Here is a 26,241-nt window from a genome sequence, read left to right as displayed (position 1 = left end):
CGATCACGAAAGTTGTCGATTGATGACGAATTTACTAGCCGACCCAATTTTCGCGGCCGCTGGTGAAGCGGTGATCTATCTGCTCGTGGTGGTGTTCACTCTGATTAGTTGGATCGTGAACTTAGCGAACAGCCAGAAGCAGAAGAACGAGCAAACACGGGAGCGGTCGCGACCGCAGCAGCAACGCGGCCAACAGCGAACGCCTCGACGTGAACGGACTGACGAACGCATCCAGAACGAAATCGAGGTCTTTCTGCAGGACGTTCGCAGCAAACGTGATACCCGCCGGCAACCCCCGGAACCGGAACTAGTCGCCGAACTGGTTCCAGAGGAGGAACCGCATCACGAGTCGCTTCGCAGTCAGTTGGAGGAAAAACGGAGACTGGCTGCACGCGAAACAGAAAAGGCCACCCGAAAGAAAGCACGTCTGCGTCCTAAGGTGGGTGCGACCGAGTTGCCACACTTGGAAAGCAATTTAGCCAAAGCCGAAGAAGTGATTGCGCTTGGTCCAGACGGCAAAGTTGTGCCGCTCACTGAGGCTCAGCGTTCCGCCAAGCGGGCCGAAGAGAGCGCTCGCGAATTGCAAGCAGTTTATGGTGCCCAGGCGATTGGAAATGCGTGGACCGAGATTTTTCGTGATCCCGAGCAAGTTCGGCGAGCGATCGTGTTGAACGAGATTCTCGCAAAACCGAAATCACTGCGGTAGGAAAATGAGCATGGCGAATGACTCTGTGATCCGGGTCGTGCTCCTTGCCGACCGTTTTGAAGTTCGTGGATCGTCCGCCTACACGCTCCGTTTGGCTCAGAACCTCGGCACGCATAATGTCTCGGCCGAGATTGTCACCCCAGATGCCGAAGTCATCGAGTCGGAACTTCGGGAGCGACTACCGCTGCGAGTCTTCCCGCATTTGCAGACACCGCTGTGGAGGAACGTCGTTCGGGGCGCCGTATTGAAGCAACTGAAGGAGTTCAAACCCCACTTAATTCACATCCAGTCGCGACCGATGTTATCAACTGGCAATTGGCTTGCACGACATTTGGATGTGCCAATTGTCTTCACGCTACATGGATACCTCGAAAATCGCGAACGTTTGCATTTCGACCGATCCGCCCAACGCCACATTATCTGCGTGAGTCGCTCGGTTCGGTCCGAACTTCGACAGCGGACTGGCATTCGTGAAGATATGACGAGTATCGTTCACACCGGGGTGGAAACACCCGCAGTGGTCGATCGCATTCCCGTGCTTTCGCCTACCAAGACACCGGTTGTTGGTACCGCATGCCCCTTGGAAACGGTCAAAGGGTTGCCGTTCTTTTTGGGGGCCGCCCACGCAATTCATCAAGTCCGTGATGATGTAATCTTTCTTGTCGCAGGTGCCGGGCCTGAGGAGGCGAATCTTCGGCGGTTAGTCCGTGTGCTGGATCTGACAAACTCCGTGACGTTCGTGCCCAAGCTTCACGACTACAAGACAAGCATTCGCGCCATGGACATTTTTTGTCTACCGTCTCTCAAGCAAGGGCTCGGAACGATTATGCTTGAGGCGATGGCGTTGGGAAAACCGGTCATCGCCACGGGTGTGGGTGGTGTCTATAGCGTGATCCGCGACGAAGAAACCGGCCTGGTCGTTCCGCCGTCCGACAGTGCACGGTTGGCAGAACGGATTTTGGAACTTTTAGAGAACCCTGAAGAAGCTCGTCGTCTCGGAGCCGCGGGACAAGAACTCGTTCATGATGAGTTCAACGTCGACAAAATGGTTCGAGAGACCGTGGCCGTGTACCGTCGAATGCTCGGGAAGCCGACGGTCGTCGAACCGGCCGAAGCCGCTGTCGCAGTCGGTTAAGTCAACTGTTTGACGACTCGTTCACGTCCAAGCCCGGTGGAAGAAATCGACGAAATTCTGACAGAGGATTCCATCGATATCCTCCTGAGAATAACCACGTCGAGCGAGTACGTCGGCGAATTTGCCCAACTCGGCAATCGTTTCCATATCGCCGGGTGATTGCTCTTTGCCAAAGCCGCCGTCGAGGTCCGTCCCAATGCCACAATGTTTCGCATTGCCGGCGATTTGACAGATGTGATCGGTATGGTTGGCGATGTCTTCCAGACTGACGGTTTTAGGGTCGCTCACATGCTTTTTCCAGCCAGGTTGAATCATCCAATTGTCAAACGCCGCGCCGATAACGGCCCCGCGTTCAATCAACGCTTTGATCTGTTCGTCAGCCAATTGTCGGTCGCCGGGAACTAACGCCCGGCAATTGTGATGGCTGGCCAGAACCGGTCCTTCGAAAATCTCGAGTGCTTCCCAAAAGGATTGATCCGCCAAATGGGTCGCATCGAGCAACATACCCACTTGATCCATTTGCCGAAGCAATTCGGGACCGTCCGCTTTCAATCCGCCTTCGCTTCCGGTTCCAAAGCAATAGGGATTTTCGCCATAGTGGGCCGGTCCAAGAATTCGCAATCCCGCCGCGTACCACTCGTGAATTTGCTCAGGGTGGAGAATCGGCTGGCTGCCTTCCATGCTCAGAATGTAGCCGATGGGTAAACCGTTTTGCCCGTCGGGGCTGTCGTCTGCTTTCCACTCTTGGACATGCTGTTCCAAAGTGGGCCAATCGGAAATTTCGCGGAGTTCACCACGTTGGACCATCGCACGGTAATACGACAACTGTCCGTAAGCTGCTCCGTAGTCGGCTTCGCGAGATTGGAAGAACGTCAATTCCGGGTACGATCGGTGCAATCGCGGCAGCAAGGTCGAGATCGTGATGCCAACGCGACCACGTCGCAACTCGACCCAGGAAACAGAGCAGTCCCCAGGAATTTGATCCGCGAAATGTTTCTCGAAAGTGCGGATTTCCGACACCGGTTTCATCAGGTCCCGATTCCAATCGAGAGCGTTCCAGGCCATATCGAGATGAGCATCGAAGATCAACATGAATGACGTTCCGTTTTGGTCTAACCGATCCACAAGCACTGATGGAATGGCAAAGCGACACTTTACTGGGCTACGCTCGAATCAACAAGCGAGCGGTCATCGGCTGCTCGACTGTGCTGAGGTGTAAATTTTGGTATCGTGATCGACGACAGATTCCGTATGTCGAGGGAACATAATGTCACAGAGCACTCCTGGGGAAATTCAAGCGTTCGAGCGTGACGGCTTCTTTACCGTCTCCGGGCTGCTTAACACGTCCGAAACCAAGTTACTGCGCGACATCGCCCGGGCAGATCGCGACCTCGCGAACGATCGCTCAAGTCGGGCTGATGGTGAAGGTGGAGCCGTCGAATTGGTTGTTCGAAATGAATTGCCGACGGATTCGATCTATGGGGCGATTGTACGGAGTCGCCGGATCGTGGAGCGAATGAATGGTTTACTCAGCCAGTCACCGGGTGATGCGGTCTACCATTATCATCATAAGATGATCTGCAAGGAACCTCGGACCGGCGGAGCCTGGGCGTGGCATCAGGATTACGGGTACTGGTACAACTTCGGGTGTCTCATGCCAACGATGGCAAGTTGCTTGATTGCAGTCGATCGGGCGACCGAGGAGAACGGTTGTTTGCAGGTACTACGCGGTTCGCACCGAATTGGACGAATTGATCATGGCCCAGTCGGACAGCAAACCGGTGCTGACCCGGAACGCGTTGCTGTCGCTTGTGAACGATTCGAACGGGTCTATGTGAACCTCGAACCCGGCGATGCAGTTTTCTTTCACGCGAATTTACTACACCGATCGGACCAGAATCACAGCGAACACCCCCGCTGGGCGTTCATCTGTTGTTACAACACCAAGTCGAACAACCCTTACAAAGATTCGCGACATCCACGATACGCGGAACTCGAAATCTGGGATGACGAAAAGGTCGCTGAAATCGGAAAACAGCATTGGGAGTCGATTCCAAAGCTTGCGTAAGACCGGCAGGGTTTTGGAATCGAACCCACAGTTGGCTGTAGCTTGGTCAAGCACTGCGAGCAAATTTGACGACGAGGAACACGACAGCAGCCACGACCAATTTGATGACAATCCCGACGCCGGAAAACCCGCCACCGAATTTTTTATGGCACTTGGGACAGCTGTAAGCAACCTCCTCACTTGCCGCCCATTGATAGCTGCAATATTCACAGTCGTACTCATAATACACCATCGAGGTTTTGTCGGTTCGATGATCCGCCAAGCCGGGTTTGATGCCACTGGAATTGAAAGCCGATGAAAAGTCCGGCAGATTCATTTCAGGTGATGATGGAGTTGTATAGTCCGGTGTTTCCATGGGTGCATGGCTGGCCGATCCCATATCGTGCTGCGGCCACGATGGTTGAGTGCTGGCCTGCTGATTGCGGTTTTCTTTGCACTTTGGGCAGTCCCAGGCATGCGAAGACGTCACGAATTTGTAGCCGCAATCACGACACACATTTTGATAACTAAACAGGCCGCCGCCGGTCCGCAAATCGTCATAGCCAGGCGGGACATCGTTCTGCGGCTGCGATGGCATCTCCGCATGACTTCCGGGGCCGAACGCTCGACCCGGGCCGAAGTTGCCAGTCGGTGGAGTCGTTCCGGCGAATTCTTGTGACTGTGCAGCTTGCTGGGCTTTTCGTCGTTGCAGTTCCGAATCGACCCAGTCTCGATCGGCGTCCGAGAGACCGACTAACTGGAACGATTGATCTTCACCATCCACTTCAAGCACAACTTCTTTCCCGGAGACACGCTCGAACTTTGCCAGCAGCGTCCGTCCATTGCGATCGGTCCAAGTCCGAAACCCATCGGATTCTTGATCGGTCGTAAGTGGTTCTTGCTCGATTTCCGGAAAGACGTCGCGGGTTTGGTCCTTGGCGATGGCGTCCTCAATGTACTTGATGTCTTCGCGTACGAAGTTTACCAAGGCGAAGTTATCGGTCTGTCCATCTTCGGTCCGCAGTTTCGCGTGGGCCGGTGCGATCAGTTCGAGATACACTGCAGAAACTTTATTGCCACGGAGGTCAGTCCAGACACGTGCGGCCTCTTCCTGCAAAAGTTCAGGCGAAGGTACAGTAAGGCCGTAAACCTCGCGTTTTGGGATATTTCGATTGGGGCGAATGCCAATGTCAGGCAGCGGATTGGTCGCTGCGGGAAACCCTTCGGCACCAGGAAAAGCAGGCATTCCTGGTCCGTTTCCACCGGGAAATCCTGGAATGCCCGAAGCCGCTGCAACTTGCTGGCGTGCTCGGTTATTCTCGAAGGCCATCAATTGAGCAAGTAGGCCCTCATGCTTCCGCTTGAGCATGAGATCAACCAGGTAATCTCGATCTTCCAAACTGAACGCCGAGAGCGGAAACAGCTTCCTGGAGGAATTCAACGAAATGACGACCTGACCGTTTCGACAGCCAAAGTACTCGCCACGGGCGAGGAGTTCGCCGGAAGGGTCTTCCCAGTTTCTCGGCCGTCCACCGAACGCCAACGTGGGCAAAATAAGGCACAGTAAGATGCCAGACGTCAGAAATTTCATCGCATCGGTCCGCAATAGATGAGGGAGAGATAACCCCAACGCAGAAAATTATGAGGGCCCGCGGAACTCGCCTAATGCTCAAAAGAGACCGACATGCGCCATAGAGTTGAACAAAGGCTACCCGATGCTACCAGGCAAGAATTCATTCATCAAGAATTATTTAGAGTCAAATGAGTCAGCGCTCTCGTCGCGACTTTCACGGAGGGGAAGTGCGGGATCTGAAAAAATGATCCACACCCGACAGGCATGGTTTCGTTTCGTGGGAAAACGTGTCAGACTGTGAACAGTCACGGCATTTTCGCAGGATTGTAATGGAATTGGTATGGGCTCAAATGATCTGAAATTAATTGTGCTAGCGCGTGACCAAAGTCCGCGAGTGCAGCAGGCCTGGCGGGATTTGTCCGAGTTTCTGCAAATCCAACCGGCAACGGAGCTTGTGGCCGCCGAGGTCACCGAAGACTTGCAGTTGGACGGGTTGCATGCCGATCTCGTGGTCGTGCTCGGCGGAGACGGGGCCATCTTGCGAGCTTGTCGCCAATTGGGTGAGCAACAACTTCCGATCTTGGGCATCAATCACGGAAGACTGGGGTTTCTTGCGGATCTCTCAAACGAAGAGTTTCAGGAGAGTTATCAGCACATCGAAAATCGCGAGTACCGCATTGTTGAACATCTGATGTATGAATGCCGACTTGTTCGCCCTGATGGAAGTTCCGAGCGATGGCTCGGCTTGAATGAAGTTGCGATTACCGCGGGGGCTTCGTTCCGGATGATCCGGGTCGAACTCAACATCGATGGGGAGAAAGTGACAACCTACTCATGCGATGGGCTGATCGTGAGTACGCCGGTCGGTTCGACAGCGCATAGCTTATCGGCAGGTGGTCCGCTATTGCGACAAAACCTGCAGGCGTTTGTGATTACGCCGATCTGTCCGCACACATTGTCGAATCGACCATTGGTCGACAGTGCCGATTGTGTGTATCGGCTCGCTGTGCCGGAAGCACCAGAAGGCGTGCTGGTTGTCATCGACGGACAAATTCACCGACCAATTGAGAACGGTGATATCGTCGAAATTCGACGCGCACCAGTCACATTTCAACTAGCGCGATTGCCGAATCATAGCTACTACCGGACGCTCCATCGAAAACTCGGTTGGAGCGGGCAGCCGCATTATCGCCGATGAGGAATGCCGGCGAACTCAAGCACTATTGCAAGTTGTAACTGATTCTACAGTTTGAACTTACGTCGTTTTTGCTTGCGTGCTTTCGAGCTTGCAGGACGTCGGCCATGATTGGCTTTTTTCAATTTGCGTTGTGTTTTCGCCATGAGATTCGCTGCTACTGTTTGATAAGTCGTCAAAAAGTTGGTTAGATTCTTTTGAAATCATAGTACTTTGACGACAAAATCGAAAGAGGCAAAGGGTGTGTATTTTGGATCGCACCCCATAACCGATTGACGAAATAGGCCGATTTCACTGTTTATTACGGCAGGTTGGGATCGCGTGTTTCCTAGATCGACTTACTACGGCGAGTCCGTAGACGCATTTGGCGTCATGGGAGTCTGTTCAGAGTGTCATTTCAGAATGAGACTGCCTATGTTACATACACACGCGGAGGGCGGCAGGTTCGCGTCGATCTGGGCGAGAACCCCACCGTGTTCGGTCGTGGTCGCGACTGTGAGGTCGTGTTGCCTCTGAAGGGGGTCTCACGGATTCATTTTGAGATCTTTCAGACAGATTCTGAATGGTTTGTTCAAGATCTCAATAGTACGAACCATACCTTCGTCAACAAGCGACAGGTCAACCGTGTTCGGCTCCAAAACGGTGATCAGCTTACACTTGGACCACCAGGTTTAGTGCCGCTGACGTTGGTGTTTCATTCGGCATCTGGCGAGATGCCGGACCCGGCGGACGAAGAACCGGTTCCCAAAGATTTCTGGTCCGACGATGACCCGGTCCGGCAAATCGACGACGAGTCGCCGAGTCAGAATGCTCCTGACCAAGTCGAATTGCAAGCCGAGTCTGATCCGTCGTCGGCTCCCAGTGTCAATGCCATGATCAACATGGCCGATTACGAAAAGCGGATTTCGCCGACCAGTTCCGACTCGTCTCATTTTGAGGCCGGGAAGTCGAGCGTTCTCAAAATGCTCGGCACGGGTTCGCAGGACTCCAAATCGTCGCAGGCGTATTCCAGCGTCGTGGATTCCGCGGTCATCATTGGGCTGTTCACAAGGATGGGGCAAGCACTTCTGAAGAGCAAAACGCTCGACGAAATGCTCGATAAGGTTCTGCACTTGGGGTTCGAGGAACTTCCCGCCGAACGCGGTTCAATTTGGCTGGTCGACACGGATGAGGGCACCGCGTCGATCCGAGCGACTTACAGCAAGAATCCTGATCGGTCGGAACGGATCATCGTTAGTCGCACGATTGTCAATAAGGCGGTTCGGGCGAAACAGTCGCTGTTGGTCAGCAATGCCGTCGAAGAATTTGCCGGCGTTCACAGTATCGATCAGGCGAATATCCGTTCCGCGATATGTGCCCCCTTGTATTTGGAAGGTCGAGTTCTGGGGTTCATCTATGTCGATACGGTGAGCCATTTATTTTTGGAACAACACCTCGAAATCCTCACAGCACTCGCGATTTTTGCCGCGGTCGGTGTGGAAAAGTGGCAGATGCAGGAAAAGGCCGACGAAGAGCGTCGGCAACGTCAGGAAGTCCGGTTACGCGTCGAAGCGTTGCTTGAGGTGGCAGCCACGATGTCGTCTCACTTGGACACGCGGCGATTGATCGCCATGATCATGACCCGTGCGCGAGAGTTATTGGGAGCAGAGAGAGCGAGTGTTTTCCTGGTCGATCGTGAAGCCAACGAGTTGTATTCGGTCTTCATCGAGGGAGCTGAAACCGACGTGCGGTTTCCTCTTGGAGTCGGAATTGCAGGGCATGTTGCGACCACCGGTTTGACCGCCAATATCCCCGATGCCCACGCTGACGAACGATTCAATCCTGCCGTCGACCGCGAAACGGGTTACCGTACGCGAAGTGTGCTGTGTATGCCGTTGCTTAGTAAGAGCGGCGAGGTTGTTGGTGTGACGCAACTCGTCAACAAAAGTGCCGGAGGTTTTACCGAGGAGGACGAAGAACTCTTTCGCGCGTTTTGTGGTCAAGCGGCCATTGCGATGGAGAATTCTGCGTTGTTCGATGAAGCCCTTGAGATGCGGAATTATCTCGAAGGCATCATGCAAAGTATCAGTCAGATCGTGTTGACTCTGAATGAGAAAGGTCACCTCGTTAGTCACAATCGCCCATTCGAGCGATTACTCGGCGGTTCCTTGGAGCATATGCGGAGTTCACCGTTCACCGAATGGTGGCCGGCGAACAAAAATGCCGACTTGGTCGAGCATATTCAACGAGTCTATGACGATCCGACGCCAATTTATGCCGCCGATGTGGACCTCGATGCCAGCGGCAGCATGATTTCGTTCAACTACAATATCGTGCCACTCCGCGACCCGAAGGGCAATCACGACGGCGTGGTCATTGTGCTGGAAGACATCACCGAACGCAAGCGGGCCATGAACACGTTAGGACGTTATATGTCCCCGGTTTTAGCTCAGAAAGTTCTCGACGAAGGCGGCGACCGACTTGGTGGTGTTCGACAAGATGTCACGGTGCTGTTTTCTGACATTCGGGGATACACCTCGCTGACCGAGTCTTTGGACGCCGGTCGGATCGTGGAGATTCTGAATGCCTATTTCACCTTGATGGTGGACGGAGTGTTTGCAGAAGGTGGCGTACTCGACAAATACATCGGCGATGCGTTGATGGCGGTTTTCGGCGTGCCGTTTGTACGCGAAGACGATGCCGCCCGCGCATGTCGATCGGCATTGCGAATGTTGCGAGCACTCAAGGAATTTAATCAATGGCTCGCCAAGTCCGACCTACCACCGGTCGGTATTGGTATCGGTATCAGCACAGGCACGGTCATCACCGGCAATATCGGATCCGAACGCCGATTGGAATACACCTGCATTGGTGACAGCGTCAATGTGGCTTCGCGATTAGAGGGGGCCTCGAAGATTTACGGGACCACGATCATCATCAGTGAGTTCACGCGGGCGGAAGTTTCCGACGATTTTCTGATCCGCGAGTTGGACATGATCCGTGTGGTCGGCAAACAGCAACCGTTGCGAATCTATGAACTCATCGGTGATCTGCAGGATGACATCGACCCGCGTATGTTGCGGGCACTTCCCCATTACCGGTCCGGCTTGGATGCCTATCGACGAGGAAATTGGGAGTCTGCCGGGCGGGCGTTTCAATCGGTGCTGGATATCATTGACGACCCGCCCTCACGTCTATTCCAAAGACGCTGTCGCACACTGATGGAAAACCCCATCGAGAATTGGGACGGCGTTTGGGACATGACGCACAAATAAGGTTGCGGTCTCCCAAGCTGCGTTTCAATGAGCCATAATCAATGCGTGTCACGGTCGGTGAACCGTGACACGCAGAACTTTGCTTAGTTGGACTGTAAGCGGATGGTCGCTGGTTCCACGAAAAGATCCTCGTGTTGCTCACCACCGGCGGATGGAACCGGTAAGGTCCATTCAATCAGTTCTTCCTGGCTTCGATCGGAATCGGGATCGGAATCCGGAGCCGGTGCGAGTGGTATTGGGGTTTCCAACTGGAAGTCTTCGGTTGGGATTGGTCCGACTTCCGCTGGCAACGGCGAGAGTAAGTCGTCGATGCTCGGTTGCATGGCTTCCGTCGGTGTGAACGGCATCATCTCTTTCGTTTCGCCGGTCGCGAACGGTTCCGGCGTCGAGTGCAACAGTGGATCGGCTTCGAATGCGTGCGTCCGGCTCCAAGCTTGACGCAATGCCATCGTGTAGGCTTGAGGATCCCATCCGCCTTCGGCTAGTTGCACATTGTTTTGCATCAGCAATGTGCCTTTGCGGAAGTGTAATTCCGCGACGGCTTGGTTGTACTCGATTAGGCTGCGGAAGTAGGAGACCTCCGCCTGAGCCACTGCGGTTTGGGCTCGTAACAGCAAGTCGACAGTCGTTTCCTGGCGACCCGCATCGTAGCTGGCACGTGTGGCGGCCAACCGTTTGCGGGCGGCTTCTCGGCGGTTGTAATTCGTGCGAGCCGTTCGGTAAGACCGATCCAGCCGTCGAAACGCCTCAGCCAATTCATGACTGACTTCCAACTCCTGAGCCGCCAACGCCGCCCGCGCCTTCGCCACTTGGAGTTCCTGGTTTCGGACCTGTGTCTTCGCCAATCGCAATCCGATCGGCACAAAGAATTCGAAACCCAGTGTCCAACCGGTTTGGTCTCCTTGTGTCAGCGTTTCGTAGGCACTGTTCAAACCCTGAGCCGTGTTCCCCTCGTCATCGTCCATACTGCCAAAGAGTTGGTCGCCGAACATATTGACTTGGTAGCTCGAGACGAAGTCCAGACGGGGTCGGGACACACTACGAGCGGCCTGCAAGCTAAGTTCGAAACTCTTGAGCTGCCATTTCTGACGACGAAGTTCTACCCGATTCGTGAGTGCTTCCGCCAATGAGATTTCCCAGTTCGGTACGATCTCCGCGGTTGTCGGAGTGTCGATCGGCCGAAGGATCGTGCCGTCGCCCGGAGGCATGCCGAGCAGCCGACGAAGTCGTCCTTCAGTGCTATACAACTCCGCAAGTGCGGTTTCTGCCCGAGCGCGGGCGTCAAAGTATGTTTCTTGAGCTTGGGCTTCGTCGGTGATCGAACGCCGACCCGCTTCCAAGTCTGCTCGTAACGTTCGCCAAGTTCCCAGCGCTGCGTCACGCGAGACGACTTCCGCATCCCACGTGCGATAAGCCAACGCCAAATTCCAGTAAGCGTCTTCGACGTCCTTGAGCAGATTTCGGACGGCCAGTTCGAAGTCCGCCACGGAGATGCTGGTGTTGATTCGGGAGATGACCACACCTTGGTTCACGCCGACCACACCACGGATCGCCTGCGAGATCGGACCGGCAATGCGGGTGTATTCCAATCCATGCCCGGCGAGCAACGGTTGACGGTATTCCGTCGACAACTGCCCGGTGAACACCGACGGGAACAACCGCGAGGGCACATTGTTCCCGGAGTAGTTCACGTCGTGCTGTACTGCCAGAATTCCCCCGTTCGCCAGGGTTTTCTGCAATCGCGTTTGGAACTGACCGCCTTCCTCCGAGAGCGTTTGTCCGGGACGAAGACCACCCGAGGTGAACAGGTTATTTTGAACCTGTTCGTTGCGGCTCCACGTTAGGCTACTTGTGAGTTGGGCATCGAAGTCTGCAAGAGCAGCTTCCACACCACGGTTCCCGAACAACACACCAGTTTCGCTGAGAGCCGGATCGTAAACACTCGGGATACTTACAGTATTTCGCAGCAGCGTGTTGTTGGGCGAAAAGAACGAGCCCTGGTCACGAATCACTTCACTCGACGCCAATGCGGTGTGAATGGCCTCGCTGAGTGTGATATCACGAATCTCGCGACGTTCCGGGTTCGTAATACGCAGTGGCGCTTCGGAACCGGCAAGCGGATCGTCTTCGAAGGTTTCTACGTGAGCCGGAAAATCGACTTCCGTCGCGACTTCGCGGTAATATTCCAACTCGCTGTCGCGGAGGGCAAGGTATCGCTCGGGAATTCCCTTCATTTGGGCACAACCGACGGCAAAACACGTCAGTAGTAACAGTGCCCGAGAAGGTCGGCCCAGCCGACGATCCATCATAGTTTGTCTCCAGCGAGGCAAAGGATCGGCCATCCGCATGGCGGTTCGATACAATAGTCAACACTCGACGCAATTCGCCGATACAATCGGTATCGGTTGACTAATCCGACCTTCTACATCGGAATTCCCGAAATTTAGATTTTGGCGCGCGGAAAGTCCTTAAGTGTCGTGGAGTCAACGGTTTGACATTGTTGCATCGATCGGGTTTGATGGGTACGACATATGCCGGTTTGAATTCATCGCCTTCTTCTACAAAGGTTTCCCGATCCGATGCGGAAAACTCCCTACTATTTGGCCGCCTGTCTGTTGGTTTTTGGTTTGACTGGAACCATGTTCTGGCCAGACTCAGCCAAGCCAATCCGCCTGCCTGGTGCACGTCCGGTCATTGACGCCACCGATTTTGAGTCGATCCAAGCGGCTCTCGATGCCATCCCGGCCGAAGGTGGAGTTGTGCGGTTGCCACCGGGGCGATTTGAGTTGTCCGAGCCACTCTGGATCAAGCACGGGGATGTGCAGTTGCAAGGCTCTGGGGCGGCTACGCAGCTTGTGAATATTAGTGAGGATGGGAAGCCTACGATTCTTGTTGCTCATCCTGACAGAAAAAAAGTCGCCAACAAGGATCGCTTATGGCGGGTTCATATCAGTGACCTTCGGCTGACTGGGCAAGAGAAGAGCGGTCACGGGATTTTGGCGGAATACGTCAATGAGATTTATCTCGAAGGTGTAACCGTTAGCGAACATGGCGGGGATGGCATTCGACTCGACTTCTGCTACGAGGACCCCCGAGTCTGTGATTGTTTGATCACGTACAACAAGAAAATCGGTCTGAATTTGATCGGATGTCACGATATCGTGGTTTCCGCAAACCATTTCGAAGAGAATCAAGATGCCCTGCTCTGCACCGACAGCTTTAACCTGTGCATGACGGGCAACAATCTTGACGACCACCTGAGACACGGTGTGATTGTGGAGAACACTTATGGCTCCGTGATCTCCGGCAATATGATCGAGGAGTGCAACGGCACGGGTGTTACGCTCGATCGCGATTGTTACGGCGACACCGTGAGTGCCAACGTCATTGCTCACAACGGTGCCGGCATCGATCTCAAAGATGCCCACGGTTGTTCGGTCAGTGCGAACACCCTGACAATCAATCAGGAATTCGGTGTGCGAATCGGTCCGAATAGCGGGCGGATTACGGTCACCGGCAATAGCTTCTCGAATAGCTACATTGGCGACGGAAAAGTCCGCAGAGGTACAACCGATTTGGCAGCTGGCGGATTGATTCTCGAAAAGACGCGTGACATCACGGTCACGGGTAACGGTTTCTCATCCGTCCGTCCGAAAGCAATTGCCGTCACGGCTCCAACGGAGAACGTGCTAATCGACGGAAACGTCTTCACCGACGTGGAAGCCGAACTCAACAAACTTCCACGCAATGCCGCCGGGAATAATCTCGTCTCCGAGTAATCGAGGTCCGCTTTGACGCCGTATTGTGGTTCGTAGGGTGCGTTGCAACGCACCGCAGAAAGATCATTTGCAGACCGCAGGGCGTCGCGAACGATTGTGAAATTGCAAGGAACGCAAACTATTACAAGGAAAGACGTTGTGTGCCACTGCTAGCTTGCCTAGCAGTGCGAGTGACCAGCCATCCGGGAGTCGCTATAAACACTGCTGGACAAGCCAGCAGTGGCACACAATGCCGTTGAAAGATGCGAAATCGTGCATACTGCACCCTACGAGGTTCCCAAGACGTTACACTCTCAGAAACCACGTGATATTGTCGCGTTCCCACTTTCCGCATCGACCTCGACTGCAATGAGTTGTTCGCCGTCGTCAATGGTACAATTAGCGGGCGGCGGCTTCAGGTACACAACAACCCAACGGGCGGGTGAAGAATACCGCCCTGTCCGTTCATTGTAGAAATCGCAGCTGTCGAACTTGTGTTTAGTAGTCCCCCGTGTTTTCTTGAGTCGATCGTTCGCGATTTGGATCGCCGCTTCTTTGTCGATCATATTTGCTCCTAAAGCAATGCCAGGAACTCGCGCATTTCTCTTGCGGCGTGGGCGTCGTTGACGCGGTCGGCGACGGTAATGCCTTCAGTGATGATGGCTTTGGCCTCATCGACCTTCTTCAATTCCGCAAGCGTCTGGGCCTTCTGAAAATAGGAAGGCACGTGCTCGGCGTCGCGCGCTAAGACGTCGTCGAAAACCTCGAGTGCCCGCTCGTGATCTCCATCGGATCGGTACGCCATCGCCAAGGCGTAACGGAGAAAGACATCGTCCGGGGCGGATTCCAACATCGCTTCGAGTTGCTGTGGGCTGGGCATGATCGTGTTCTTTGAATGAGAAGATAGGCAGTCTTAGCGGTCCGTTCCAAATTTACCGGAAGCTCCGATTCCGCATTGGAGGCAGAAGCCGTTCGCAATCCGGTTAGGCAAGTTATGCGTCATCGGCTGCAGCGTTTCAAGGGTGCTTGGCCGGTCGGACGATGTCTCTCCCTGCGGAGACCTGATGGAACGTTCTCCGGTCGGCCCAAGGGATGAGGCACTCACTGGACAGCAACTTGATCGAGCAATCAATGCTCGGCTCGGGATTTCACAGTCGCAATGCGGCTTTGAAATCCGTCGCGCCTAGCCATTTTGCACGGTCCACCAGCGAATCGACTGAACCGGCCTATGATTAGACGCATTTTGCCATACGGACTCTGTCTGGCGCTCCAAGTCGTGTGGCTGTCGCTCGCGTCGGCTTCGGAATTGCGACAGACGCCTATCGTCCGAGCCGTTAAGCGGGCACAAGCCTCCGCTATTAATATTCACAGTGAAAAAACCGCCTCCGCGGATACCCTCTTCGCGCCCAACAAAAGCCGAAAAGTCAACGGCATGGGCACGGGGATTGTCATCGACGAACGCGGTTACATCGCGACCAATCATCACGTGGTCAAAGGTGTCGACGTCCTGCGGTGCACGCTTAAGGACGGCGGTGTCTATACGGCCCGTGTTCTGACATACGATGCCGCCAAGGATTTGGCGATCATCAAAATCGAACCGAGTCGTCCATTGCAAATCATGCCCTTGGGCACATCGTCGGACTTGATGCTCGGCGAAACCGTGATTGCCGTCGGCAACGCATACGGCTACGAACACACCGTAACCTGCGGTATTCTCAGTTCGTTGTCACGCGATGTGGAAGTCAACGAGACGCAATCGTACGACAATTTGTTGCAAACCGACGCGAGCATCAATCCTGGAAACAGTGGCGGTCCGCTGCTGAACATGGATGGCGATCTCATCGGCATCAACGTTGCGATTCGGGCTGGTGCCCAGCGAATCGGATTCGCGATTCCCATCGACGATGCACGAGAAACCATCGCTCAATTGATCAGCATCGAACAAATCGATGGCAATTGGCATGGGTTGCTTGGTAACAGTGTCAAACGTGCAGACGAGCGGCGTTTCGAAGTTGTGACGACGATGGTCAACAGCCCTGCCCGTAAAGCCGGTCTGCAAGCTGGTGATGTGGTTGTCCGTGTCGGCGACACGCCGATTGTCGATGCCGTGGACTTCGAACGGTCTTGGATCGGCGTACGACCGGGCGAGACGAAACCGGTTGTCGTGAAACGAGATGGCGAAGAGAAAATTCTGTCGATGTCGATCGAAGCCCGCGACGGTGGCGTCAAACCGCAATACGGGATGCTGGCAGTCGCTGCACACGACACCGATCAAGAGAGTCAAAGTTGGAAAACCTTGGGATTGCAACTAGCCAAGACCAACTTGATTCAACTGGGTTCTCTGTCATCCCGCTATCGAGGCGGAATGAAAGTAACGGATGTCCGCACCGGAAGTCCCGCTGATCGGAATGGAATCCGCAAAGGCGATGTGCTCGTCGGTCTGCACATCTGGGAAACCGTGAATGCGGAAAATGTGGCTTATGTCCTTGAGCACCCCAAATTGAACACGTTCAATCCACTGAAGTTTTATATCTTACGTGGCAGTGAAACGTTGTTTGGCCATCTAGCGATTCCCACGGAAATCAGCCAGAAGTAACCGAATACGCAAATCCGATTTCAAAACCCGAACTGACGCTATTCGTTAGTTCGGGTTTTTGCATTTGTGGGTTCGAATCGTCATGCGTTGGTCGTCCGGCGGCCAGACCGATCGACCAGACGACACGCGAGTCTGGCACGAAGCAGAACTCGCAAACTCTTGTGGCTGAAGGTTTTAATTGAATGTCATAGAATCTTTTTGATTTGGTCTGCAATTTGCGATCTCATTCATTGGCCAAAGACGGGCCTGAACCAAAATGAAGGAGATCACGATGAGATTCACAAACTTGATGACCCTTTGCCTCGGTGTAATGGCGTACGGGGCAACCGCTTCTGTCGGACAAGCTGACGACGACTACGAAGACTATCTCGAAGAACGCCAGGAAGCTCGGGAAGAATACCTGGAAGAGCTACAAGAGCGACGTGAGGAATTGCGAGACCGATTCGAAGATCGCTGGGAAGACCGTGACAACCACCTGCGTGGCTATGTCCGCCCATACGGTTCTTACTTCTCCAGGCCGTATCAGTCGACGCCGTATCAAGGTTATGGTTTTAGCCAACCCTACAGCGATTACTACCAGTCTCAGCAACGGAACCGATACGGTTACAGCCCCCGTAGTTACGTTCGGCCATACAGTTACAGCCCCAACTACAACTACCGCCCATACGGAACCGGTTACCGGTCGTATCGGAATGGCGGTTGGAGTTTGAGCGTACCCGGCGTCCGGCTCGATTTTGACGATTGATTTTCCCGCGCAGAATTCTTTTGATGGAACGCCGTCGGCAAAACCGACGGCGTTTTTCTTTTCGATAGAATGCGAGTGTCAATGAACGAATTTGATTGGATCAATGCCTTTCGGAAATCGAACCCTGCTCATCCGCGTGTGCCGTTGGGGATTGGCGACGATGCCGCTGTCGTGACATCCGCCTCTGGCGATCGCGTGGCAATCGCCGTGGATACACTGATCGAAGGCGTGCATTTTGTCTTCGATGAGGCTGCCGATGGTTATCCACCTGCAACACCGGAGTTAGCCGGACGGAAAGCATTGGCGGTCAACTTGAGTGATCTGGCAGCAATGGCTGCTCGACCGATTGCCGCCGTCGTTGGTGTGGTGTTTGATCGACGACGGGGAAGCGATTTTGCAACCCGTGTGATGGATGGAATACGAGGACTGGCCACCGAATTCGACATGGCGATTGTCGGTGGAGACACGAACACTTGGGATGGGCCAATGATGATCAGCGTCACGGTCTTCGGAGAATCGTCCGGCCCGATGATCACGCGAAGCGGTTCAAAAGTTGGTGACTTGGTCTGCGTGACGGGGCCGCTCGGTGGCAGTCGATTCGGTCGACATCTCACATTCACGCCACGCATTCACGAGGCTCAACAGCTTCGTGATACTCTCGAAGTCCATGCCATGATCGACGTGAGTGATGGTTTGGCGTCGGATATTCGTCACCTTCTTGAAGCGGCCGATGTCGGCGTTCGGATCGATGCCGACGCAGTTCCGCTGAACCAAGAATGCGAAAGTTGGCGGAATGCGTTCGAAGACGGTGAAGATTTCGAGTTGCTGTTCACGGTTCCGGTGGCCGAGTCGACGCGAATCCCCGACTTCAATATTCCGGTTCACATCATCGGGACAATCGAGGAACCAGCGATTCGAGAGTTAAATGTCGCAGGTGAAATCCAACCACTGCCTGAGGGAGGATGGAATCATCGCTTCTGATGGTGCTCTGGCGGTTTACGCTGGTGAAAATTTTTGTTCCTTTTGTGCGTTCGCCGATTCCAGGATCTGTTATACGGGCGAAGTGTGGTAGAATGCGGTTCCCGACATATGGTCGGAAAGAACAAATTCAATATTTCTACATTGAGGCATTTCATGGTGACGGAAGATCCCAAAGCCGATGGCCCGCTGGGGAGTTCGGTCGAAAAGTTGCGATCCGAAATGGACAAGTGGATCGAAGTTGTGCGGAGTTCCGGTTCCCGCGCTTGGGAAACGTTGAAACCGCGTAGCGTGGATCATCGCTTCATTGCGGATGCAGATATGGTCGAGACGACCGAAGACGTTCGAGTTTTTCTCGATATTCCCGGTGTCGACGCGAGAACGTTGGAAGTCAATCTGACAGGTAACATGCTCTCGGTGAAGGGAATTAAATCGCCTTCCCCGAGCGGTGAGGGGCAAGTCACGCACTTGGACGAGCGTCCGGTGGGTAGTTTCTCTCGCGCATTGCCTCTGCCTGCGCCAGTTGACCCGGAACAGGTTTCGGCGGAAGTCAAAGATGGCGTGCTGACGATCGTCCTGATGAAATCCGAACGGGCCAAGCCGCACACGATTCAGGTTCAAGTCGGCGGCCAAGGAAGTTCCGTTTCACTCGGCTCTGGCAACTAACGGTCTCGAAAACCGACAGCAGCCCACTGCTAATGTTGCAGAACTGCAACCAACAATTCGAATCCTCGCAGTCGTACCATTCGATCGCGGGGATTTTTTTTGCGCTGGTTCTGCGGGATTCTCGGTGCGTTGTCATACCGGCATTCCTTACACTGAACGGCATTCAGCAATAGAAACGGTCTCTCAGGAGTTCCTTATGCGATTGTTCGTTCGTACGTGTTGTGGATTGGGGGCAATGGCGGTTGCCGTTTGCGGATCGGTTTGGGCTCAAGAAGATACCGGGGGAAGTTCCGTTCCCGCACCGGCACCGGACAAAATAGCGGAAGCACGGGAACTTGTTGACGCATTGGCTCATCGCGATCCCAACATTCGACAGGCAGCCGCCAGTGCCATCCAAGGCTTGGATAACGAGCCCCTGATGGCGGCAGTCGGTGCACTTGTGGGAGTGATCGAGCGTGGTGACGAACCCTACGCGATCGTTGCCGGGTCAGCGTTGATCGAAATCGATCTCTCCGCGGCAGCACGGAAACCAGTTCAGGAAGCGCTCGTGCAGTCACTTTATGATCGAATGGAAAGTGGCAGCTTGTCACCGCGACGTTGGGCGATCGCAGCTCAGTTGATCCGTACATTCGCGTCGGAAACTGCAGTCGATCATATAGAAATTTGGGCCGAAGGTCTGAGGTCGCCGGACGAATTTCGGACCTACGAAGCGGTAACGATTATTGAATTCGTCACCAGCCGAAATGCCGCTGAGAATCGGCAGGCGGCGATGGAACGTATTGATGCCCGCCCCAAATCGGAGCGTACCAAAGCCGAGGCGAATGTCCGCTCTGCATTGCAAGCGGCTAATGCACGACGTCAGAAATTTCTCGACGCCCGAGCGATGTTCGAACCAGCGTTGATGAACGTGCTGCACCAACCACGAATTCGATTCACAGAAGTTGAACTCGACGCCAGCGTAATCCCCGTCGGTTTGACCGGATACATTCGACGCAATTCCGAAGTGAATCGGCTGCTCGTCTTGCGAACGCTGATTGATCTTGAAACCGATCCCGTTTTGCTGACGGCGTCGCTGTCACGAGCAATGGACACCGCCAACCAATACGCCGCGGTTGAGGCCGCGACGTTGATTGGCATTCTGCCCGGTGAGAGTGCTGCGGTTCATTCGTTGCAACAAGAAGCCGTTGCGAGACTCGTTCAGTTGGCCGGATTGCCAGGCGGACGAGTTCGCGGTGTAGCTGCTGGAGAAATCGGCGGATTGGGGAACGCCGCGATTCCGGTGTTGCCACAATTGATCGCGATGCTTCGTGATTCTGACGCCGATGTCCGTACAGGAGCCGCTCGGTCACTCGGCAATTTAGGACCAAAGGCGAACATCGCCATTCCTGCACTGAGAGAAGCAATCAAAGTGGAGGGACTCGTGAGCAAGCTTAACGTTGCGATCATGGAGGACGCACTCAAAGCGATTGATCCTGCTGAAAAGAAAACGGACACCCAGGACGAGACGTTGTAATCGCTGCTTAGTCCGTGGACGCAATCGAAACCTTGGCTTCGGGGTGAGCGTTGTGATCGCATGAGGGCGGCGTTATCTTCGGATGTGGCGAGAACCCTCGCCCTTCCTAGCTAACGCCCTCGCATCACACCGCCCTGACTGTCAAGGTTTTTCGTCGTTATGATCGAACGAAGGTTAATCTTCCAAGAAGGTGACGCTTCGCTTTGGCTATTGGCGACGGTCGTGGTTGCCGCTGTAGGGGTGATTGGCTTAGCAACGAACGCCACCAAACCGGACCGACGGTGGTTTCCGATCGCGTTGTTCGGTGGACTGACTCTCGCTGCGGTAGGTCGTTTGGTCTGGTTTTCATTGGGCGTTTGGACGGTTTGCTCGATCCTAGCGGTGTTATTGGCCGTCGGGTTGATCTTTGTGCTGTTGCAATATGAAAGGCGACTGGTTCGCCGATCTGTCGGCAACACGCTCCTGCTGTTGCGGCTGATCATTCTATTTGTATTTGTGGTCACGCTGCTCAAGCCGTCTCTGGTGTGGGACCGGATCGAAACGCACGAAGGCCGGGTTCTGGTCGCGATTGATCTGTCCGATAGCATGGATACCCTCGATTCCCACGCCAGCAAAGCGGAAAAATTGCGATGGGCTCGTGGGTTGGGAATGGTCGGCAACTCGCGGATTGACGAGCGTCTCGACGACTACCTTGCCGCCTTCGAACGAGGTGAGGAACCCGAATGGGTCTCGCCTGATGAAGCCGGCACCATCGAGGAACGCCGCGAGTTGGCAAATGCGCGACGGGAAAATCTGGAAGCGGTGTTCGCTAGTGTTGACCAATTGAGCCGAAAGACCGTCACTCAACGCTTACTCTACGCCGGTGAGTCGCCCGTCTGGCCCGCGTTGGCGGAAATTGGCGAGATGGAATTGCTTGTCTTTGCGGGGCGATCGGACAGCGTTGCCTCGTCGAGCGCCGACGAGACCGCCCAAATCATCGAGCAAATTGCGATCGATCCACCGGCAAAGATTCAAGTGGAAACGACGAACCTTGCCCAGGGTTTGCGTTCGCTCAATGCGGACTCGGAAAAACCGCTGATTGGTGTCGTGTTATTCACCGATGGCCGCGATCAAGCCGACAGTGAGGCCGTGGAGTTGGCGGCTCGATTAGGGAACGTATCCGCTCCTGTGTTCCCCGTCATGATCGGTTCCGAACGACGACCGCGAGACTTAGCCATCGCACACATTGATTATCCGCAGACCTCTTATCCCAAAGACACCCGCGTTGTGAAGGCGTTGTTGAGCACATCGGGATTCGAAGGGCAACCGGTTGTTGTGGTGCTAGAACCCGAAGGCCAGGAACCGTTAACTCAGACAATTACACCGACATCTGACGAGGCCGAAGTCCAATTCGAGTTCGATGAGGACGAAATCGGTCGGCACGAATTAACACTCCGCATCGAACCCCAGGAGAACGAAACACGGACTGACAACAACTTACAAACCTTCGCGATGACCATCGTGGACGATCAGGTTCGCATCGTGCTGCTTGACGGTGAAGCTCGTTGGGAATTTCGGTACGTCCACAATGCCTTCATTCGTGACGAGGCTGTCGGGCGGAACAATGTGTTTTCGGTCGTGTTCGATCAACCGTACATCGGCGTTTTGCAGGATACGTGGTTTCCGCGTCGATTGAATCTTCCTGCCGATGCAAACGACCAAACAAAGTCCCCGTTTGCGGAAGCGGACGTCGTGATCATTGGCGATGTCGCTCCTGAAAATCTGCCACCGAACGCTTGGGAACTTCTCGATCAGTTTGTCACCGAAGATAGCGGCACGCTGGTACTGACGGCGGGAAAACGTTACTTCCCCATGCAGCACCGTTCACCAATCCTCGAACGTTTGTTGCCGATCGAGAATCCGCACCCGCAGGTTGTGGCCGGTGCGAATCCTCTGGGAAACCCGTATGAACGTGGCTTCCATTTGCGATTGACTCCCGAGGCGGAACGGGAAGCGATGTTCCAACTCAGTACGGACGGCTCGGTCGCAAATCAAACGGTCTGGAAGAATCTCCCAGGGCATACGTGGGGTGTGTTCGGTTCCGCCAAACCACAGGCGATGGTGTACGCGGTGGCGGATACCGACGCTGCCAACCGACGTGTGGGCACAACGATCAACGATGAGCGAAACAACGCAATAATCGTGCAACAGTACGTGGGCGCCGGTCAGGTGTTGTGGGTGGGGATCGACAGTACTTGGCGTTGGCGGAGTCGTGTGGGCGACAGCTATCATCACCGCTTCTGGGGCCAACTCGCGCGGTGGGCGGCGATGAATAAAGCGATCGCCGGAAACGAGTTCGTACGCTTCGGCATGCAACAAATCGACTTGGCAGCCGGGAAGGATGCCGTGTTTCAAACGCGATGGCGTGCAAGTTTTCTTCGGCAGAATCCCAACGTCACTGGCAAAGCCATCGTCGAGAAAAAAGACGACCGCGGCAAATGGACGCAAATGTCCGAAGTAGATTTGACTCCAATCACCGAACGTTCGCTGGTCCATGAAGGACGCGCCGCAAAACTGCCGCCGGGAGAATACCGCGTGAGTTTGCGGATTGCCGGTGCCGATATTGATCCGACCGGACTGGAATCGAAATTCTATGTCACCGAACGCCCGACCGCCGAACTCACGAACGTAGCGGCAAACCGAAAACTACTCCAGCAACTCGCCGATGTGAGCGGCGGGGAACTCTTCACTCCCGACACTGTCGGCCTCCTTGCCGAACGGTTGACTCCACCCGACGTACGATCGGCGAAACGACAAGAACTCGAGCTGTGGGATAACTGGCCCGTCTTGATTCTGTTCTTCGTTTTGCTCACCGGGGAATGGCTGGTCCGTAAACTCAATGGCCTGCCCTGACGCAGATTCCGTGGAGATCGTCATCGCTTCTAACGGTTCCGCGATCACGCCGTCCAACTTGACACCGGCTTGCAGATCGGGCTCTTCAGAGTCCTCATTCGTGTCAAATAAGTCCGGTTCCAAATCGGGGGCCTCCGGCACAATGGATTCTTCCGGTGGCGGAGCGTTTTCGATATCGGAGTCGGGTTTTGATGTCGTTTCCCTAGTCTCTGGAGAAATTGCTTCGCGGGGCGGTTCGGTCAGTGGTGTTTGGGGTTCAGTCTCATTCACATTCCAGATATCCGCGGACCCTGTCGGTAACGCAGGGGCATCGGCAATACCGGCCCCGTGCAGCCATCGAGCATGGCGAACGCGGTCAGCGTGCAGCGGTCGCGAGTCGATCGTCTCCATGAACAATGCCGGTCGTCGGAGCAAGTTGCAATCGAACCAAGACCACGTCACATGGTCGTCCGCCACCACTCCGAAACCCGTCAGGCCGGGACCCGGTGTCACCTGGGCGCATCCCGAAAATCCCACCATTCCCAGGAGGATCAGCCCGCAAAATTGGCGCAACCGTGAACGACTCATACCGTTTTCATCGGCTACCCGCTATTTCCGTGATGAAAGTTTCAGCGAACAACTCCGAGAAGTGCACAGTTCGACCGCTAATCGCACTCGAGAACACGTCAACTTGAGTGCATTTGTGTCCGCAGCGGAAATATTTCGACATCCACACCTTCAGAGAAACATGCGTGCGCAATCTCTTGGCACTGGGGTAATCCAGCCGCTTGACTCAACGATTCATCGCACTGTCGGATAACCGCCGGCTGAATCTGATAAGGCGAATGATGTACTTGGCCTCTCAAAATTGCCCCGCGTCGGTTCTCCGCGAACAGGTAGTATCGTTCCACAAGAAAATGGTCGAGCGTGCCGACTGCTGCCGTCGTCGGGGAACCTTGTGAGATTTCCGCGGAAACGGTGTAGCTTGCGGACGATGGTTCCGGCCAACGGCGGTTACCGGAATATGTGATGACGTTACCCGTTTTTCGGAGACTCATATCAGCCCGAAAATACGGCAGTGCCCAGCGGGCTCGCGCGATTCGGACCGCTAGCGAGTTCGCTGCGTCGAGGCTGAAGAACCACACACCGGGAACGCCATCGAGCAGTACATACGTCCGAATGTTCGTTTCCAGAAAGTTGGAAACACCCGGTATTGGCGGACTCCACCATGGACGCACCGCTCGCATTGCGAACGGTACCACTCCCAACCACGCTTTCCCTTCGAACAGATCAAGCTCCAAATCCTTCGGGATCATGGAACGCAGAACGTCCGGAGATGTTGTCCAATGAACGAACAGCAAGTCACGCCATTTTTGGTAGCCAATCGCCCGTGCATTCGGTCGTTGGCCGGGCGATTCCCGATCGATGTCGTCTGGATCACTCATCGATTAGCACAGGATCCACAATCGATTTCCAAAGTTCGTAGCCGGCGTCATTGAGATGCAACCCGTCTTCGCGGAACAGTTCGGGTCGGGGTTTTCCATCGTCGCCGAGCATGGGGTTCCAAATGTCGATGTAGACCAAGTCGTCGTCAGTCTGGCATTGCTTTTGGATCAAGGCATTGGCCTGCTTCATGGTTTTCGCGAGACTCCACCGTTTAATCGATGGCTTGATCGCGATGAAACCGATCGAAACATGGGGGAGTTGCTGGCGAACTTTTTTCACGAACTGACGGAAGTCCTTCGCGACCGTTTCCGGCGATTTGCCTTTGCCGATGTCATTGTCACCGGCGTACATGATGATCTGCCGGGGTTCGTATTTGGTGACAATGCGATCGGCGAAGTACAACGAATCCGCCACTTCCGAACCACCAAAACCACGGTTGATGGTCTTTTCGTCGGGAAACGATTCCTTCAGGTCCCATAAACGAATACTTGAACTCCCGACGAACAAGATGGCCTGTTTCGGGGGCATCTGTTTGTCGTCGGCAGCTTCGAATTTGCGGATGGTCGATTCCCATCTGGCGGATGGGTGTTTTTCATCCGCGACCGCCGCCCACCGTCCGGCTACAACTGCGTAACAAATAAGACCGAATACGAATCTGAGTTTCATCAAGCTGCTCCGAGGACGCATCACAGTTGTCTATTTCATTGAGGACGTGGGAAGCCCTGTGCACCCGCGTTCCATCTGACAGTAGCCGATACGATCCAAAGTTGGTTGTTCGAGTTGTGAGATTTCCTATTACACGCGGTTGCGCGGCGAAATGCAATTGGGGCGTGCCTGAAACTCAGTTGCTCGCGCTACCCTTCGGCCGTCTCAAAGAAACGTCGTCGCACTTTCCGATAGACTGTTCTCAACACGAAGTAGCCAATGAAAATTGCCAATGCCGTGGGCAGAATCCAAGGTGCAAAAGCCACGCCGGCAAGAACGAGGCCAATGCCCGCATCCTTGAGCGAGTCCCAGGATCGCGTCCAAACCATGGCAATTCGATCGCCCACCGTCGGTGCTTTCGGCGGCACGTAATCTTTCTCTTCCCGCACGTCGATCGTGACCGTGCTGAACGAAGTTCGGTTTTGCAAGTACCGCAACCGACCTTCCATCGATTCAATGTCACTTCGCACACGAGCCAGTTCCTGTTCGGCGGCAATCACGTCTTGAAGTTTCCCGCTGCGATCGGCCAACAAGTCGAGGATCCGTTTCTCCAGTTCTTTCTTCGTTTTGATGCGAGCTTCGACATCGAGGTATTCCATGGTGACATCAAGTGCCGTCTGGCCCTGACGTTCGGCGACCCCGATTTCCGCCAACTCTGCAAGACAATCGGAGAACTTTTCGACGGGGATTCGCACGATCCATCGGCCGGTACGAAACGATCCTTGCGTGCGATCGACAGCCGTTTCGCCGAGGTAGCCTTGATACTTTTCAACGAGTAATAGAATATCCTGACTGGCTGCCTCAAAGTCTTCGACGACCAGGGAAATCGTGGCTTCATAGATGATCTTTCGATCCGCTGACTCGACATTGACGACTTCGTTTTCGACTTTGTCGGCGCCTGGTTCCCCACCCCCTGGGGCATCGACTTCCGCAATCGCCTCGCCCCGCTTGGCGGCAAAAAATTCCGCATTCCCTTCCGACTGATAACTCGCACCACAACCAAGCAACAGGAAAAGCAAACAACTGATTGCACGTGTATTCATGGGAACTCCT

General features: G+C 54.5%; 21 protein-coding genes. 12 read left to right on the top strand and 9 right to left on the bottom strand.

The window, feature by feature from the left end; translation table 11 throughout:
- Positions 1–22: 22 nt before the first annotated feature.
- Together AC5DDB_RS00805 and AC5DDB_RS00800 are read left to right on the top strand one after the other, a co-directional pair.
- Entirely contained in the window at positions 23–706 is a 684-nt protein-coding gene (locus AC5DDB_RS00805) for a hypothetical protein (protein ID WP_491737761.1), read from the top strand.
- Positions 707–716: 10 nt separating this feature from the next.
- Positions 717–1,841 (top strand): glycosyltransferase family 4 protein, encoded by a 1,125-nt coding sequence (locus AC5DDB_RS00800; RefSeq protein WP_491737760.1) that lies wholly within the window; start codon positions 717–719, stop codon positions 1,839–1,841.
- Positions 1,842–1,862: 21 nt separating this feature from the next.
- Here the strand turns inward: AC5DDB_RS00800 and AC5DDB_RS00795 are convergent, their stop codons facing one another.
- Complete coding sequence (locus AC5DDB_RS00795; protein WP_491737759.1) at positions 1,863–2,933, bottom strand: dipeptidase; 1,071 nt, start codon at positions 2,931–2,933, stop codon at positions 1,863–1,865.
- Positions 2,934–3,108: 175 nt separating this feature from the next.
- Here AC5DDB_RS00795 and AC5DDB_RS00790 point away from each other — a divergent pair, with 175 nt between their 5' ends.
- Positions 3,109–3,909 carry a phytanoyl-CoA dioxygenase family protein gene (locus tag AC5DDB_RS00790; protein WP_491737758.1) on the top strand — a complete coding sequence of 267 codons (801 nt, stop codon included), beginning with the start codon at positions 3,109–3,111 and terminating at the stop codon, positions 3,907–3,909.
- Positions 3,910–3,955: 46 nt separating this feature from the next.
- Here AC5DDB_RS00790 and AC5DDB_RS00785 read toward each other — a convergent pair whose 3' ends face one another.
- Positions 3,956–5,479 (bottom strand): hypothetical protein, encoded by a 1,524-nt coding sequence (locus tag AC5DDB_RS00785; protein WP_491737757.1) that lies wholly within the window; start codon positions 5,477–5,479, stop codon positions 3,956–3,958.
- 322 nt (positions 5,480–5,801) lie between these two features.
- On the opposite strand from AC5DDB_RS00785, the gene AC5DDB_RS00780 reads away from it, so the two are divergent.
- Complete coding sequence (locus tag AC5DDB_RS00780) at positions 5,802–6,659, top strand: NAD(+)/NADH kinase (RefSeq protein ID WP_491737756.1); 858 nt, start codon at positions 5,802–5,804, stop codon at positions 6,657–6,659.
- Positions 6,660–6,703: 44 nt separating this feature from the next.
- On the opposite strand, the gene AC5DDB_RS00775 is transcribed toward AC5DDB_RS00780, so the two are convergent.
- Entirely contained in the window at positions 6,704–6,802 is a 99-nt protein-coding gene (locus tag AC5DDB_RS00775) for a 50S ribosomal protein bL37 (protein ID WP_491737755.1), read from the bottom strand.
- Between the two features lie 243 nt (positions 6,803–7,045).
- Between AC5DDB_RS00775 and AC5DDB_RS00770 the strand changes: the two genes are divergently transcribed.
- A complete protein-coding gene (locus tag AC5DDB_RS00770) occupies positions 7,046–9,910 on the top strand; it encodes a GAF domain-containing protein (RefSeq protein WP_491737754.1) in 2,865 nt (954 codons plus the stop codon).
- A gap of 83 nt (positions 9,911–9,993) precedes the next feature.
- Here the strand turns inward: AC5DDB_RS00770 and AC5DDB_RS00765 are convergent, their stop codons facing one another.
- Positions 9,994–12,219 (bottom strand): TolC family protein, encoded by a 2,226-nt coding sequence (locus tag AC5DDB_RS00765; RefSeq protein ID WP_491737753.1) that lies wholly within the window; start codon positions 12,217–12,219, stop codon positions 9,994–9,996.
- Positions 12,220–12,489: 270 nt separating this feature from the next.
- Between AC5DDB_RS00765 and AC5DDB_RS00760 the strand changes: the two genes are divergently transcribed.
- Entirely contained in the window at positions 12,490–13,689 is a 1,200-nt protein-coding gene (locus tag AC5DDB_RS00760; protein WP_491737752.1) for a right-handed parallel beta-helix repeat-containing protein, read from the top strand.
- A 293-nt stretch (positions 13,690–13,982) separates the two neighbouring features.
- Here the strand turns inward: AC5DDB_RS00760 and AC5DDB_RS00755 are convergent, their stop codons facing one another.
- Together AC5DDB_RS00755 and AC5DDB_RS00750 are read right to left on the bottom strand one after the other, a co-directional pair.
- Positions 13,983–14,234: a hypothetical protein gene (locus tag AC5DDB_RS00755; protein ID WP_491737751.1), complete on the bottom strand. Its 252-nt coding sequence runs from the start codon at positions 14,232–14,234 to the stop codon at positions 13,983–13,985.
- 8 nt (positions 14,235–14,242) lie between these two features.
- Positions 14,243–14,548 (bottom strand): tetratricopeptide repeat protein, encoded by a 306-nt coding sequence (locus tag AC5DDB_RS00750; protein WP_491737750.1) that lies wholly within the window; start codon positions 14,546–14,548, stop codon positions 14,243–14,245.
- Between the two features lie 348 nt (positions 14,549–14,896).
- Between AC5DDB_RS00750 and AC5DDB_RS00745 the strand changes: the two genes are divergently transcribed.
- The 6 genes from AC5DDB_RS00745 to AC5DDB_RS00720 all read left to right on the top strand — a co-directional run bounded on the left by AC5DDB_RS00745 (position 14,897) and on the right by AC5DDB_RS00720 (position 23,058).
- Positions 14,897–16,264: a trypsin-like peptidase domain-containing protein gene (locus AC5DDB_RS00745; protein WP_491737749.1), complete on the top strand. Its 1,368-nt coding sequence runs from the start codon at positions 14,897–14,899 to the stop codon at positions 16,262–16,264.
- Positions 16,265–16,535: 271 nt separating this feature from the next.
- A complete protein-coding gene (locus tag AC5DDB_RS00740) occupies positions 16,536–17,009 on the top strand; it encodes a hypothetical protein (protein ID WP_491737748.1) in 474 nt (157 codons plus the stop codon).
- An 81-nt stretch (positions 17,010–17,090) separates the two neighbouring features.
- Positions 17,091–17,990: a thiamine-phosphate kinase gene (gene thiL / locus AC5DDB_RS00735; RefSeq protein ID WP_491737747.1), complete on the top strand. Its 900-nt coding sequence runs from the start codon at positions 17,091–17,093 to the stop codon at positions 17,988–17,990.
- A gap of 153 nt (positions 17,991–18,143) precedes the next feature.
- Positions 18,144–18,653 carry an Hsp20/alpha crystallin family protein gene (locus AC5DDB_RS00730; protein WP_491737746.1) on the top strand — a complete coding sequence of 170 codons (510 nt, stop codon included), beginning with the start codon at positions 18,144–18,146 and terminating at the stop codon, positions 18,651–18,653.
- Positions 18,654–18,849: 196 nt separating this feature from the next.
- Positions 18,850–20,166, top strand: coding sequence for a HEAT repeat domain-containing protein (locus tag AC5DDB_RS00725; RefSeq protein ID WP_491737745.1), 1,317 nt, complete (start codon positions 18,850–18,852; stop codon positions 20,164–20,166).
- A 159-nt stretch (positions 20,167–20,325) separates the two neighbouring features.
- Positions 20,326–23,058, top strand: coding sequence for a hypothetical protein (locus tag AC5DDB_RS00720; protein WP_491737744.1), 2,733 nt, complete (start codon positions 20,326–20,328; stop codon positions 23,056–23,058).
- A gap of 665 nt (positions 23,059–23,723) precedes the next feature.
- Here the strand turns inward: AC5DDB_RS00720 and AC5DDB_RS00715 are convergent.
- From AC5DDB_RS00715 to AC5DDB_RS00705, 3 genes are all read right to left on the bottom strand, one after another.
- Complete coding sequence (locus AC5DDB_RS00715) at positions 23,724–24,482, bottom strand: YqjF family protein (RefSeq protein WP_491737743.1); 759 nt, start codon at positions 24,480–24,482, stop codon at positions 23,724–23,726.
- On the bottom strand, positions 24,475–25,149 hold the full coding sequence (locus AC5DDB_RS00710) for an SGNH/GDSL hydrolase family protein (RefSeq protein WP_491737742.1): 675 nt from the start codon (positions 25,147–25,149) through the stop codon (positions 24,475–24,477). Before AC5DDB_RS00710 ends, AC5DDB_RS00715 begins: the two co-directional genes overlap by 8 nt.
- 188 nt (positions 25,150–25,337) lie before the next feature.
- A complete protein-coding gene (locus tag AC5DDB_RS00705; protein ID WP_491737741.1) occupies positions 25,338–26,231 on the bottom strand; it encodes a DUF4349 domain-containing protein in 894 nt (297 codons plus the stop codon).
- Positions 26,232–26,241: the final 10 nt, after the last annotated feature.

This window comes from Thalassoroseus sp. (assembly GCF_984380535.1).
This window is presented reverse-complemented; position numbering and strand designations above follow the sequence as displayed.